This window comes from Heyndrickxia sp. MSNUG (assembly GCF_049532715.1).
Lineage (GTDB): Bacteria > Bacillota > Bacilli > Bacillales > Cytobacillaceae > Mesobacillus.
This window is the reverse complement of sequence record NZ_CP150978.1, coordinates 3,818,743-3,833,550: the sequence shown is the minus strand read 5'-3', so window position 1 is coordinate 3,833,550 and position 14,808 is coordinate 3,818,743. Positions and strand designations below refer to the sequence as shown.

General features: G+C 39.4%; 10 protein-coding genes. 8 read left to right on the top strand and 2 right to left on the bottom strand.

All coding sequences use genetic code 11. The annotated features are described in order from the left end of the window. Positions 1 to 32 precede the first annotated feature (32 nt). Positions 33 to 1,658: an ATP-binding protein gene (locus AABM38_RS19320; RefSeq protein WP_423407818.1), complete on the top strand. Its 1,626-nt coding sequence runs from the start codon at positions 33 to 35 to the stop codon at positions 1,656 to 1,658. Beyond that, positions 1,624 to 2,328: a response regulator gene (locus AABM38_RS19315; RefSeq protein WP_423407817.1), complete on the top strand. Its 705-nt coding sequence runs from the start codon at positions 1,624 to 1,626 to the stop codon at positions 2,326 to 2,328. Before AABM38_RS19320 ends, AABM38_RS19315 begins: the two co-directional genes overlap by 35 nt. 37 nt (positions 2,329 to 2,365) lie before the next feature. Here AABM38_RS19315 and AABM38_RS19310 read toward each other — a convergent pair whose 3' ends face one another. Then, on the bottom strand, positions 2,366 to 3,079 hold the full coding sequence (locus AABM38_RS19310) for a response regulator (RefSeq protein WP_423407816.1): 714 nt from the start codon (positions 3,077 to 3,079) through the stop codon (positions 2,366 to 2,368). Then, positions 3,076 to 4,605: a DcuS/MalK family sensor histidine kinase gene (dcuS, locus tag AABM38_RS19305; protein WP_423410799.1), complete on the bottom strand. Its 1,530-nt coding sequence runs from the start codon at positions 4,603 to 4,605 to the stop codon at positions 3,076 to 3,078. Before dcuS ends, AABM38_RS19310 begins: the two co-directional genes overlap by 4 nt. 314 nt (positions 4,606 to 4,919) lie before the next feature. On the opposite strand from dcuS, the gene AABM38_RS19300 reads away from it, so the two are divergent. The 6 genes from AABM38_RS19300 to AABM38_RS19275 all read left to right on the top strand — a co-directional run bounded on the left by AABM38_RS19300 (position 4,920) and on the right by AABM38_RS19275 (position 14,359). Then, positions 4,920 to 6,170: a dicarboxylate/amino acid:cation symporter gene (locus tag AABM38_RS19300; protein ID WP_423407815.1), complete on the top strand. Its 1,251-nt coding sequence runs from the start codon at positions 4,920 to 4,922 to the stop codon at positions 6,168 to 6,170. Positions 6,171 to 6,282: 112 nt separating this feature from the next. Then, positions 6,283 to 7,980 (top strand): NAD-dependent malic enzyme, encoded by a 1,698-nt coding sequence (locus tag AABM38_RS19295; RefSeq protein ID WP_423407814.1) that lies wholly within the window; start codon positions 6,283 to 6,285, stop codon positions 7,978 to 7,980. A 268-nt stretch (positions 7,981 to 8,248) separates the two neighbouring features. After that, on the top strand, positions 8,249 to 9,328 hold the full coding sequence (locus tag AABM38_RS19290) for an NAD(P)H-dependent flavin oxidoreductase (protein WP_423407813.1): 1,080 nt from the start codon (positions 8,249 to 8,251) through the stop codon (positions 9,326 to 9,328). 474 nt (positions 9,329 to 9,802) lie between these two features. Then, positions 9,803 to 10,753: an ABC transporter ATP-binding protein gene (locus AABM38_RS19285; RefSeq protein ID WP_423407812.1), complete on the top strand. Its 951-nt coding sequence runs from the start codon at positions 9,803 to 9,805 to the stop codon at positions 10,751 to 10,753. Next, a complete protein-coding gene (gene opuFB / locus AABM38_RS19280; RefSeq protein WP_423407811.1) occupies positions 10,750 to 12,267 on the top strand; it encodes an osmoprotectant update ABC transporter permease/substrate-binding subunit OpuFB in 1,518 nt (505 codons plus the stop codon). The genes AABM38_RS19285 and opuFB overlap by 4 nt, the downstream gene beginning before the upstream one ends. Before the next feature lie 826 nt (positions 12,268 to 13,093). Continuing rightward, a complete protein-coding gene (locus AABM38_RS19275; protein ID WP_423410798.1) occupies positions 13,094 to 14,359 on the top strand; it encodes a YeeE/YedE family protein in 1,266 nt (421 codons plus the stop codon). The last annotated feature ends 449 nt before the right edge of the window (positions 14,360 to 14,808 follow it).

Genomic DNA, 14,808 nt, shown 5'->3' with positions numbered 1-14,808 from the left:
TTTTTTACTATAATGAGATAAGAGGTGTTTGCGTGAGATTACATACAAAATTAATGCTATTAATTTTTATCCTGATGATTTCAATTGGGGCTATTTTTGAAGTCACTTTTAAGAATATCCTGGAGTCCAACCTTAAGAAGGAAATAGGTTCAAAAGCACTGTCAGTTGCCCAATCAATTGCCAATATGCCTGAGATTGAACAAGCTTTCCATACGAAAAATCCAGCATCGATTATTCAGCCGATTGCTGAGAGCATTAGAAAACAAGTAGGGGCAGAATTTATCGTGATCGGGAACCGAGATGAAATCCGATATTCCCATCCCAATCCCAGACGATTAGGGCAAAAAATGGTAGGGGGAGATAATGGCCGTGCCTTTAACGGAGAGTCTGTTATTTCAGAATCTACAGGCACACTTGGTCCTTCGCTTAGGGGAAAAGCCCCGATCTTTAGCCATGGGGAAGTGATCGGCGTGGTGTCTGTCGGATATCTTCAAACAGATATAGAAAAGGAAATTTCAAAGATTCAGAAGAAAATCTTTTCTGCAACATTCCTTATTTTAATTGGAGGCTTACTAGTAGCATGGCTAATTTCTCTAAATATAAAAAAAGCATTGTTTGGTCTTGAACCAAAAGAAATTGCATGGATGTATCAGGAGAAACATGCAATATTAGAGTCCATTCATGAAGGGATTATTGCAATCGATACCGATGGGCGGATTACGGTAGTAAATGAAACAGCACATGAAATTTTGCGGGTACCAAATGAAATATTGCTCCGTGGAAAAAGAATTGAAGAAGTATTAGAAAATACGAATCTTCTTGAAGTAGTCGGTACTGGACAGGCGGAATATGATAAGGAAATCATGATTAATGGTGATGTCTTTTTAGCAAACCGCATTCCTATTTTTAATAAAAAAGGGAATGTAATTGGTGCTGTAGCCAGCTTGCGGAATAAGTCAGAGCTTGCTCATTTGCTACAGGAATTATCCCATATAAAATCCTATGCAGAAGGATTGCGGGCGCAAACTCATGAGTATTCAAACCGACTCTATACTCTTCTGGGGTTAATTCAGCTTGGTTCCTATAAAGAAGCAATTGATTTTATCTCAAAAGAAGTAGATGTTGCCCAAGGATTTATACAATTTTTAATGAAGGAAATACCGGACCCGATTATTGCAGGATTTATACTAGGCAAGGTTAGTTTGGCAAGCGAATTAAAAGTTGATTTCACAATAGACAGGGAGAGCAGCTTTAAAGATCTACCCGATGAGGTTAACAGAGATGCTTTAGTTACGATTATTGGAAACCTGATCAATAATGCTTTTGAAGCCGTTAGAGAGAGTGGAAAAGAAGATAAAAGGGTCTTGCTGTTTTTGACCGATCTCGGAAAAGAGCTGATTATCGAAGTAGAAGATAATGGTCGAGGCATTGATCGGAAAAGTAGTGACCACATCTTTAAAGCAGGTTTTACAACGAAGAACAAAAGCAGTAATGCAGGAATTGGACTCAGCTTGGTTCAAAAAGCCATTAATCAGCTGGGTGGATATATCACGTATTCTTCAAATGCGGGAGAAGGTACAGTTTTCACAGTGGCGATACCAAAAAAGCAGGGAGAAGTGGACGATGGGGAAACGGGATATCGAAGTGTTAATTGTTGAGGATGACTTAAGGATTGCTGAAATACAAAAACGGTTTATCGAACAGATTGAAGGATTTCAAACTGTGGGAATCGCTGGAGGGTATGGTGAAGCTAAAACCTTAATTGATATCTTAAAGCCGGATTTGCTCTTACTGGACGTTTATTTTCCCGATATGAACGGATTGGAATTATTAAAAGAAATCAAACTGCATACTAAACAAATGGATGTTATTATGATTACTGCTACAAAGGAAATTGATAAAGTGCAAGAGGCCATAAGTATCGGGGTATTTGATTATATTATTAAACCATTAGTTTTTGAACGATTTAAACAATCTCTGCTTCGATATCAGGAATTCTACGAAAAATTAGAGCAGCTAGGTGAAGGAAATAACGTTGTTACACAGCAGCAGGTAGACAAATTGTTACGAAAAGAATTGAACGACATGAAAAATGAAAAGTCATACCTTCCCAAAGGGATTGATCCGTTAACGCTTGAAAAGGTGATGGAGGTCATTGGAAAGGGTGGAGAGGGGCTGACTGCAGAAAGTGTCGCAAAAGTAATCGGTGTAAGCAGAACAACTGCAAGGCGTTATTTGGAACATCTGGTGTCTATAGAAAAAATAGAAGCTGATTTGACATACGGAACAGTTGGGCGTCCGGAACGGGTTTATATGAGTATAGGATAAAAAAGTAATCAAAAAAAAGTGGCAGATGCCACTTTTTTTATAGAAATCTATTTACTTGCCCAAGTTTATCTTCCTTTAATCTGTACAAATAGCCGGGACGGCCAATTCCGTAAGTTAATGATTCTTCGAGAACACCAAGAGTTGATAGAAATTTCAAGTATTTTCGTACTGAAACCCTTGATATTAGTGTGATTTCGGAAATGTCATCGGTTGAGAACTGACTACTTTCTTTTGCTTGGATTACCTTGATAATTGATTCCAGCGTGCTGCTGGTTAAACCTTTTGGGAGATCATCTATAGATTCACCGGCCAGCTTTATTTCTGTGCTGAGAATATGACCATCAAGGTCCTCTTGTCTCAGCAATTGATTATTCGCAAAGAAATGGTATTTTTCTTTATATTGAATTAAAGCCTGATTAAACCTTTCAAACTCAAATGGTTTAATTAAATAATCTACAGCTCCATACCTTAGGGCAGTTTGAATATTTTCTTTGTCTGCGGCAGCAGTAATCAGGATCACATCGGCTGAAATATTTTGCTCCCGTATAAACTGGAGCAATTCGAGTCCGGTTGCCCCTGGCATATATACATCTAGCAAAATAAGGTCGACCTGCTCGGATTTTAGATATTCCATGGCAGCCTTGACGTTATGGACGATTCCAGCAAGTGTGAACCCTTTTACTTCCTGGAGATATCGCTTATTAAATTCTGCAACCATTGGATCATCCTCGATAATCAGTACCTTAATCATTTCCCCACCTCTTTTGCTTCGTATGGAATTTGTATATGGAAATTAGTGCCCAGTAACAATTTTGAATCAATCGTTAACTCTCCACCAAGTTCTTTAACACTTTTGTTAGCTAAATATAAACCATAGCCGCGGTTTTCCCCTTTTGTTGAGTATCCCTTTTTTAAAATTTCTTTTTGCAGCTCGCTTGAAATCCCGGGTCCCGAATCAAATACTTCAATTGTTAACCTTTTTTCTTGATAGGAAAAAGTAACTTCAAGTGTTTTTTCTACTGTATCCGCCATTGCTTCAATCGCGTTGTCGATCAAGTTGCCAAGAATCGTAATCAGTTCATGGGTTGTCTTATTTGCCGCCGGCTCAGGAATAGTGCTGGAACTCTCGATTGAGAGGTCTACATTTTCTTCCCTGGCATAGCTTAATTTCCCCATGATAAATCCTGCTAGCGCGGGATCCTTAATATGTTGAGTGATACTGCCGAATTCCTGATTTCGGTAGTCTACCAATGTTCGGATAAAGTCGGATAACTGGTCATAGGATTTCAATTGGACCATTCCAAGTATGACGTGGAGCCTGTTCATAAATTCATGGGACTGCGCACGAAGTGCTTCAGCATACATCCTTACTCCTGTCAGTTGTTCAGCCAGCTGATTAACTTCTGTTTTGTCACGGAATGTAGAAATAGCACCGACCACCTGGCCATTTACTATTAGCGGAACCCGGTTGACGAGGATGGAAACCCCGTTAATGGTTTGTTCCTCATCAAGTTCAGGCTGGCCTGTTTGCAAGACATGATCCAATCTGGTTGATGGCATATATTCATAAATTTTCATGCCGACAGGCTTTTGGGACAGACCAGCCTTTTTAAAAATTTGTAAAGCAGACTTGTTCACCAAAGTGATGGTGGACGTATTATCAACTGCAATGATTCCTTCATGAACAGATTGGAGCATCGTACTTCTTTCCTCAAGAATTTTCGAAATGGCAAAGGGTTCAAGGCCCAACAAGATTTTCTTTATGTACCTAGCCAGTAATATCGCACCAATAATGCCGATCATTAACCCTAAAGCTGTAACGATGATGATATTTTTATGGCTGCGGCCAAGCGCTGTTTCTAGGCTCTCGAGCGATATGCCTACTGCTACAACACCAATTTGTTCTTTCTTTTCATTATAGATAGGCATAAAGGCACGTACCGATTTACCTAGGGTACCAAGGGAGGTGGAAACGTACTCTTTACCTTTCAGGGCAAGCTTTTCATCTCCTCCCACAAACCGTCTGCCGATTTGCTTTGTATTAGGGTGCGTCATGCGAATTCCGTTCATATCCATTACAACTATAAACATCACATTGGTGGCTGCTTGAATATCCTTTGTATATTCTTGAACTTCAGTAAGATTTTGCTTGTCCTCTAACGCATTAATTACTATATGGGATTTTGAAACTGTCCTCGCAACAATCTGGGCCTTTTCCTCCTGATGTCTTCTAATATTTTCACTGACCGAATTGCTTATTAAAATGTCCGTGATCATAAGGGAGAGCAATACGACTAAACAAACGAAGAAAATGATGATTGTACTTAATTTAAATTTGAACCTCTCGTTGTACACAAGAAAGCCTCCCTAACATGCTTCATCTATTCTTTATCACTATAAAATGTAATCGTTTTAAATTAAAGCATTTATTGTTGTATAGGAATAGGGAAAGAGTCTATTATTTTTTCTCTTTCTTTAATTACAAAACGATTTATAAAGTTTTTTAAACTATATTAAGTTTTCACAAAATTGTAACATGTGATTATTGAAAAGATGTAATCGTTTACAAAAATAAACAAGGAGGCAATAAAATGAGAATAAATTTTAAGAGTCTAACAACCCAGGTGATTCTTGGTATCATTCTCGGTATCTCAGTCGGTTTCATTTTTCCTGAAGTGGGTTCACAGTTAAAGGTCATTGCCGACATATTTATTAAACTTGTAAAAATGGTCATTGCTCCAATCATCTTCCTGACAATTGTAATTGGGATTGCGGGGATGGGAGATTTAAAGAAAGTCGGCAAAATTGGCGGTAAGGCATTACTATATTTTGAGATTGTCTCAACGATTGCATTAGCTATCGGAATTTTGGTTGCAAATATCATTAAAGCAGGTAAGGGTATTGATGCTGAAGCTGGAAAAGGGGATGTTTCACAATACACAAAGGCTGCTGAGGAAACAAGCCACGGATTCATGGATTTTATTCTTTCAATCGTACCTGACAGCTTCATTGGTGCATTTACGGGAGGCCAGCTCCTGCCTGTGCTGTTACTTGCTGTATTGTTTGGGGTTTCTCTTGCACATTTAGGCAAGAAGGGAAAACCGGTCCTCGAATTTTTCGAAAAAATTGCTGATGTCTTCTTCGGCATTGTTAATATCATTATGAAGGTTTCTCCATTTGCCGCTTTTGGTGCAATGGCATATACAATTGGAGAATTTGGGATCGGATCTCTTATTTATCTAGGAAAACTTATGGGTTCTGTGTACATTACTATGGCTATCTTTATTGTTCTAGTACTTGGCGGGATCGCAAAGTTCTACGGTTTCAGCATATTCAAATTCATCGCTTATATCAAAGAAGAAATCCTTCTTGTTATTGGTACATCATCCTCTGAAGCTGCTCTTCCCAAGATGATGGAAAAGCTTGAAAAGTACGGCTGTTCAAAGCCTGTTGTAGGGCTTGTGCTTCCAACCGGTTATTCTTTCAATCTGGACGGAACCTCTATCTATCTCTCAATGGCAGCATTATTCATCGCACAGGCGTACGGGGTAGACCTTAGTATTTGGCAGCAGCTTACACTTTTAGGAGTGCTGATGCTGACTTCAAAAGGTGCAGCCGGTGTTACCGGATCAGGCTTTGTGACACTAGCAGCTACACTTGCCGTATTCCCTTCGATTCCTGTTGAAGGAATGGCCCTCATCCTTGGTGTAGACCGCTTCATGTCAGAAGCCAGGGCAATTACGAACCTTATTGGAAACGGTGTTGCAACGGTTGTAATCTCTAAGACTGAAGGGGAATTTAATCCTTTACAAGAAGCTGTGGAAAAAAAGGTATCTGCTTAATCTACTAATTAACCAAACATTTTAGCAGGCAGCTATACATGCTGCCTGCTTTAGTGATTGTTCAGAAGGTATATGAGTTTATTAATATAGTCAAAAGAAGGAAGGTACATGCATGTCAACTTCAGAGAATACAAAAGTAATTCAGACTACTTTAAAAGGAAAAGAGATTCTATCTAATCCATTTTTGAATAAAGGGGTAGCTTTTACCAAAAAAGAAAGGGAAGTGCTGGGCTTAGAGGGGTTATTGCCTCCCCAAGTCCTCACTCTGGAAGAACAGACTAAAAGAGCTTATGAGCAATATTCTGCCCGAACCACCAATTTGTTTAAAAATGGGCTGCTATATGATTTATATAACCGTAATGTTGTCCTTTTTTACAGTTTGTTAAAAGAACATTTAAGTGAAATGCTGCCGATCATCTACACTCCTACAGTAGGGGAAGCGATTGAGAAGTACTCCCTTGCCTATAGACGTCCAGGAGGTATGTATCTATCTATTGATGACCCAAAAGGAATCGAAACTGCTTTTATGAACCTTGGACATCAAAAAAATGGTGTTGACTTGATTGTTGTCACCGATTCAGAGAGCATCCTTGGAATCGGTGACCAGGGTGTCGGAGGAATCAATATTGCGATCGGTAAATTGGCAGTTTATACTGCTGCGGCAGGTATTGACCCGAGCCGAGTCCTGCCAGTTGTTCTAGATGTTGGAACGAACAACCAGTCTTTAATTGATGATCCTTTTTATATTGGGAATAAGTTTCCACGTGTCCGTGGAGAACGTTATGACGAGTTTATCGACTTGTTCATTTCAGCTGTGAAAAAATTCTTCCCAGAAGTATTGCTTCACTGGGAGGACCTTGGAAATGTGAATGCACGGAATATCATTGAAAAATACGGGAGAGAAATTCTTACCTTTAACGATGATATACAAGGCACAGGTGCTGTCACCCTTGCGGCAGTAATGTCTGCCTTAAAGGTAACAGGAGAATCTTTGAAGGACCAGCGAATTGTTGTATTTGGGCCAGGAGCTGCAGGGATTGGGAATGCCGATCAAATAGCAGAGGCGATGATTTTGGCTGGCTTATCACGGGAAGAAGCTTATGACCGTTTCTGGGCAGTTGATTACCGAGGATTGTTGACTGACGATATTACGGATGTCCTTAAATTCCAAAAGCCATATACACGTAAAACTGAAGAAGTAATTGACTGGGAACGTACTGATGAAGGCATTATTACATTGATGGAAGTTGTCAAAAAAGTAAAGCCGACGATCTTGATTGGTACTTCTGGACAATCTGGCGCATTCTCGGAGGAAATTGTGAAAGAAATGGCAAAACACGTGAATCGCCCAATTATCATGCCGATGTCCAACCCGACCGCTTTGGCTGAAGCAGTACCATCAGATTTGATTGAATGGACGGAAGGCCGGGTCTTAATTGCAACTGGCAGTCCATTTGAAAATGTTGAATACAACGGTGTCAGCTATGAAATCGGCCAGTCCAATAATGCATTTGTTTTCCCAGGATTAGGGCTCGGAGCAATCGTGGCCAAAGCGGAAATTATCTCAAAGGGAATGTTGGCATCCGCTGCAAATGCCGTAGCAAAACTGTCCTATTGCAATACGCCTGGCACGCCCCTTTTGCCGTCCATCAACAAATTGCAAGAGGTATCAGAATATGTAGCCATCGAAGTTGCTAAGACGGCCATCTCTGAAGGAATAGCAAAAGCGGAAATCGAAGATGTTGAAAAGGCTGTGGCGGAAGCAATGTGGAAACCAGAGTATAAAAAAGTAATGAGTGTAGCTATATAAAACCTGGGGAAGGTTCGCGTGTTCCACTTTGGAACGCAAGAACCTTCCCCGCATTTTATTTTAGGGTTCTTTTTTAAAAGAATTTTGTTTTTGAAATAGATTCTTTAACAAACCTTCACTGGAGCGGAAAACGAGCATCCTAATGTGGAACTCAACAATATTAACAGCAACAATGGTTACCAAAACACGCTATTTAAAAAAAGGACTTATTTGTAAAGTAAAGAATAGTTAAAAGTGTAAACCAATAAAAGAATTGAGGTGTAATTTTATGTTGAATAATGAAGTTACTGAACTTTTACAAATAGAGTATCCGATCATACAAGCACCTATGGCCGGCGGAATAACAACTTCTAGATTAGTAGCTGAAGTTTCTAATTCTGGAGGTCTAGGAACCATTGGAGCTGGGTATATGACACCTGTTCAAATACGGAAGCAAATCAGGGAAATAAAGCAGTTAACATCCAAATTTTTTGGCATAAATCTATTTGTTCCTAACGAATTCAATGTTTCACATAATGAAATCAAATTCGCTAATGAGATACTGAAGCCTATTCGTGAGCAATTGAATTTACACCATGATGAAACCATTGAAATCCCTAACGCTAATAATGTTTTAGAAACATTTAAAGAACAAATTGAGATTGTTATTGAAGAAAAAGTCCCTGTTTGTTCTTTTACATTTGGCATTCCTTCTAAGGAAGTGATTAGAGAGTTGAAACAACATAACATTATTTTAATAGGAACTGCAGCAACTGTAAGAGAGGCGGTTGAAATTGAAAAAAGTGGTATGGATCTTGTAGTTGTGCAAGGTAGTGAAGCTGGCGGACATCGAGGGAATTTTATTAATGATGACCAGGAGAGCCTGGTGGGTTTGATGTCACTTATTCCGCAGGTTGTTGATCATGTAAGCATTCCTGTTATTTCTGCTGGTGGAATCATGGATGGCAGAGGGTTTATGGCTTCTGCTTGTTTGGGAGCTAAAGGAGTACAAATGGGTACAGCATTCTTAACTTGCATTGAAAGTGGAGCACATAAGGTACATAAAGAAGGAATTCTTCATGCTCACGAAGACCAGATTGTTTTAACACGAGCATTTTCTGGCAAAAGGGCAAGAGGAATTAAAAATCGATTTATTGAAGAAATGCAGAAGGCTGAAGCATCTGTTCCAGGTTTTCCAGTTCAAAATGCACTCACTCAAACGATAAGAAAAGCTTCAGCTGCACAAAATAATCAAGACTATATGTCACTATGGTCCGGTCAAAGTCCAAGACTAGCTAAAATTCAAACGGTTAATACTTTAATTCAAAATGTGATTTCTGAAGCTGAAAAAATCAAGAACAGTTTTTAACTTTTGACAGTTAAATTAATTTTAAAGAGTACTATTATTTTTTTTAGGGTAAAAAGCTTTAGTTATTTTATTTTGCTAGGCTGTGTTAAGGGTCATTGTTGATTGGAGTGGTGGGCACTCGACTCCTGAGGGAATAGCGTCCCAGCTTAGCCCCGCGGATGATCACCACCCGCCCTGCGGAAAGCGAGCATCCTTTCGTTCCAATCACCATATTAAAAGGAAAAAAGTATAAGAAACTGCCAGAATTTATCATTAAGTAATTCAACCCGAGTACCGCTTTGCTAAAGAAGGTTCCTTTTGGCAGGCTTTTTTTCTTACATAAGGTATATTTGCAAGTCATGTTCACAATAAAGTGGCGACCATGATACTCCGCTTAAAAATAGGCTCCACTGAAAATAAGAAAGTGTATAAGTGATAACAATAGAGATAGGATCCTATGTTTTTGTAAGGATTTCATATTTAAGGGGTGATGATGTGATTAGCTTTGAAAATGTGACCAAAAAATATGCAGACGGAACCTATGCGGTCAAAGAATTTAAATTGCATATCAAAGAAGGCGAGTTTCTTGTTCTTATAGGTCCAAGCGGATCGGGTAAGACAACTACATTAAAAATGATCAATCGATTGATTCCTATATCTGAAGGTACAATAAAAATTAATGATAAAAGTATCAATGATTATAATATCCATGAACTGCGCTGGGATATTGGATATGTCCTTCAGCAGATTGCATTATTTCCGCATATGACAATAGAAGAAAATATTGCAGTCGTTCCCGAAATGAAAAAGTGGGAACCCTCAAAAATAAATCAGCGTGTAGAAGAATTATTAAATATGGTTGGACTTGATCCCAAAACGTACCGAAACAGGAAGCCTCATGAATTATCAGGGGGCCAGCAGCAAAGGATTGGGGTAGCCAGAGCGCTTGCAGCCAACCCATCAATTATTTTAATGGATGAGCCATTTAGCGCACTTGATCCTATCAGCAGGGAAAAGCTGCAGGACGACCTTCTGGAGCTTCAAACCAAAATTAAAAAAACGATTGTCTTTGTTACACATGATATGAATGAAGCCCTAAAGCTCGGTGAGAGAATTTGTTTAATGAGGGATGGAGAAATTGTTCAGACCGGGACACCTGAGGAACTGCGCAATGAACCGGTCAATGAATTTGTTCGGGAATTTGTAGGAATTGAAACCGCAGGCGAAAAAACGTTCGATATTGGGAAAGGGCTAACGCTATTAAATCCGGATGAACAAATGGATAATTTGCCGAGGATTACCTTAGTTACACCAATGAACAAATTGATTTTGTTGCTTAGCGAGCATGAAACTCTCGCAGTTGAAGAAAAGGGTGAGCTTATCGGAACAATAAATCGACAGGGATTTATCCGTGCGTTTTCCGCTCAGATGGAGGTGAATCAATGAACAGTTTGGGTTCAACCCTATTGGAAAGAAAAGACGATCTTTTAAATGCACTAATAGAGCATATACAAATATCATTCATTGCCTTGTTCTTCGCGGTGCTAATTGCTATTCCATTAGGTATCTTTTTAACAAGAAGGAAGCGTATTTCAGAAGGGATAATTGGGATTACAGCAGTTTTGCAAACTATTCCCTCTCTTGCACTGCTAGGATTATTGATACCCTTATTTGGAATCGGGAAGGTTCCCGCTATTATAGCTCTTGTCATTTATGCACTTCTCCCCATCTTGAGAAATACATACACAGGTATAAACGAAGTGGATCCTTCTCTTATTGAAGCCGCCAGGGCAATGGGAATGAACAGTTCACGTCGCTTGATGAAGGTTGAGCTTCCTCTTGCAATGCCGGTCATTATGGCTGGTATCCGTACAGCGATGGTTTTAATAATCGGTACAGCTACACTTGCAGCTCTTATTGGAGCAGGAGGCTTAGGGGATCTTATCCTGCTGGGAATTGACAGGAATAATTCTGCTTTGATTGTTCTTGGGGCGGTGCCAGCAGCTTTTCTAGCTATAGCTTTTGATCTCCTGCTTAGAAGGTTCGAACTTGTTTCCTTTAAAAAATCCTTAGTCATCATTGGAGCATTAGCCGCATCCATCCTAATCATGATGGTGATTCCTTTTTTGGGGGCTAAAAGTGAGAAAGAAATCGTTATAGCTGGGAAACTGGGATCCGAGCCAGAAATCTTGATTAATATGTATAAAATTTTAATTGAAGAAGAAACCGATCATTCTGTTGAGCTAAAACCGGGTCTTGGAAAGACATCTTTTGTTTTCAGTGCTTTGAAAAACGGGAACATTGACATTTATCCTGAATTTACAGGTACGGCAATATCAGAATTTCTAAAAGAAACCCCAGTCAGTACAAACAGAGAAGATGTCTACAATCAGGCAAAAGAAGGAATGAATGAACAGTTTGCAATGGAAATGCTGAAGCCAATGTCGTATAACAATACCTATGCATTAGCAGTCCCTGAACAGCTGGCGAAAGAGCATAACCTTACATCCATTTCTGACTTGAAACCAATTGAACCATTATTAAGAGCAGGATTTACTTTAGAGTTTTCTGATCGGGAAGATGGATATAAAGGAATACAGAAGTTATATAATTTAAATCTCTCAAGCTTAACTACAATGGAGCCAAAACTGCGATATGGGGCAATCAAAAGCGGTGAAATAAACCTTGTGGACGCTTATTCTACAGATAGTGAACTGCAGCTATATAAGTTGGTAGTACTTGAAGATGATAAAAATTTATTCCCGCCTTACCAGGGGGCTCCTCTTTTAAGAAAAGAAACAGCAGAAAAATATCCTGAGATTGTCCGCGCACTTAACAAGCTGGCAGGTAAAATCAAGGATGATGAGATGAGGAGAATGAACTACCAAGTGAATGTGGAAGGCAAAAGTGCAGAGGAAACAGCTAAGGAATACTTAATTAAAGCAGGATTAATCAATTAATATTCTTTGTTTTTTCGCCGTTTTGTGATTTTGCAAACGTTGCATGTTGTTAGCTAACTATGTTTATTTTAGTTAGCTGGCCATGCATTTACGGATTGAAGATACAACTGAAAAAGCAATAAAAACCTTGTGCTAAGCATCTTTCAATGATGGAGAATTGGGGGCTCGAACCCCTGACCTCAACGCTGCCAGAGGAATCCAGTTAGGTAACTGAAGTAAATAAGATAAATTAAAATTAATGAAGTCTTGATTTATATGGGTTTGCGGGTCATGGTAAACAATTTAAACTAATCATGTTCAATTAAATAAATTAAGTCTGTGCACAGTTTTGTGCACAGTATGGTGTTATAAAAAGGAAGCTGGTGGTCATTGATAAGTAAGTTAAGTTAATGCTTAACTTACTTTTTTGATGTAGATAAAAACCCTTCCTTCATTGAGAGTGGTTAGTTGAACCAAGAAAATCACCTTAAAGTAAAAATATAAAAGGTAGAGTGAAATTACAAGAGGGATAATAAAAGATTAAATTAAACATTTAATGTCATTTGTTGGATAGGAGAAAGTAATTATAGTGGTGGCAGGGGCGTTCATTCTAAGAAAAATGAATAATTTTACAACAACGTTTTGATAACGAAAGTTGGAGGTTGCCAGGTGGTTTTTGACGTACCTTTTCTAATTCATTGGATTTATTTCTGCTAATTATAAGAATTAAGCGCCAGTCTTATTAACCTCGGTGAAAAACCATTTACATTTTATAAATTATCCGTTAAAATAGGTTAATCAATTTCCGACTAAACTTATAAGAAAAGGAGTGTTTAGTTTGACGCAATTGGATGTTAACAACAATGCTACTAAACCATCTATAAATTTGAAGCTGTCACCAACAACAGTAGTAACAAAGCTTAATCCTGTACAAAAGCCGCTTGTAGCGCTTGGGGTTCTTGCTGCTCTTATTCTTTTAATTGCTATTTTAACAAATGCAAATGGAACCCAAGGAGTGCTGTTCATAATTGGCCTTGCCCTCGGAGCCACCCTGCTGCATGCTCGCTTCGGCTTTACCTCTGCTTTCAGGAGGTTTGCATCCGTAGGGAACGGACAGGGATTTCAGGCTCACATGCTGATGCTTGCGGTGGCCTCTGCCCTGTTTGCAATCATTTTAAGCACCGGCTTTAGTTTTACTGGTATCGAACCCAAAGGTTACGTATCACCAGTAGGAGTTAGTGTCCTCGTTGGTGCATTCATGTTTGGAATAGGGATGCAGCTTGGTAACGGCTGTGCTTCAGGAACACTTTATTCGCTTGGAGGAGGTTCCTCTTCCATGATCCTCACCCTGCTTTCCTTCGTGGGAGGGTCGACTCTGGGTGCTTATCATTTCTCATTCTGGATGGAGGAAACACCAACACTTCCGCCTATCTCTCTAGCGACCTCAACTGGTCTTGGATACGGCGGCGCACTGGCAGTCCAACTTGTTCTATTTGCCTTGATTTACTGGGCTACACTGCAATTTGCTAAAAGGCGGAACGCACCAGCAATGAAGGCACTTCCGACCACGACTGGTTGGAAAAAGATATTGCGCGGTTCATGGTCATTATTTGCAGCTGCCATCGTACTGGCAGTGCTGAATGCGCTGACTCTTACAGTACGCGGAACTCCATGGGGCATTACCTCTGCTTTTGCTCTTTGGGGAGGGAAAGCCTTGATGGCCATAGGAGTAGACGTTACATCATGGGGATATTTCTCAACAGGCGCCAATATTGAGGCGCTGAATAATACAGTGTTGGCTGATTCCACCAGTGTTATGAATTTTGGAATCATTCTTGGTGCCTTTATATCAGCAGCTTCACAAGGCAATTTCAAGCCTGGAAAAATTAAGCCTGGGGTAGCAGGAGCTTCTGTTATTGGCGGAGTCTTGATGGGCTACGGCTCTAGGTTGGCCTTCGGTTGCAACATTGGCGCTTACTTTGGCGGAATTGCAAGCTTTAGTCTTCATGGCTGGGTTTGGGCTATCATGGCCATGCTTGGAACTATGGTCGCGCTTTTCATCCGCCCACTGTTCGGGCTGAAAAATCCTAAACCAACCGATTCAGTTTGTTAATCATTATTGAAGGTGCCTTTCGTTTTTCCGAAAGGCACCTTTTTGTATGAAACGGTTGAATTTTGAACCGAATTCGAATGACATTGCTTCTTTTTCGATTAGGTAGATCTGAAAACCCAGGAAAGTAACCCTCAGGAACAAAATCAAAATGAGTTGCGACGGCAGATCTTTTTTCTTGCTCACGTAACTGGGCGGCATTCCTGTAGTAGTTAGTTTTTAATTAAAAAATGTGAACAAGCATTATAAGTATTTGTGGATTGTAGTAAACTATTAGTCAATCTAGCTAAATTAATTAAATTTCATTCTGTACATTGTTCCGGCTCACTTTGGTAATTGTGCAGTCAAAAGGATGTAGGCAAATAAAAATTTCACTCGTAATCGAAAAAAACAATTGACAGAAAAGTCGGAATGTAGTTAAAATTTAGTTAACTTATTTATAACTTTTATAA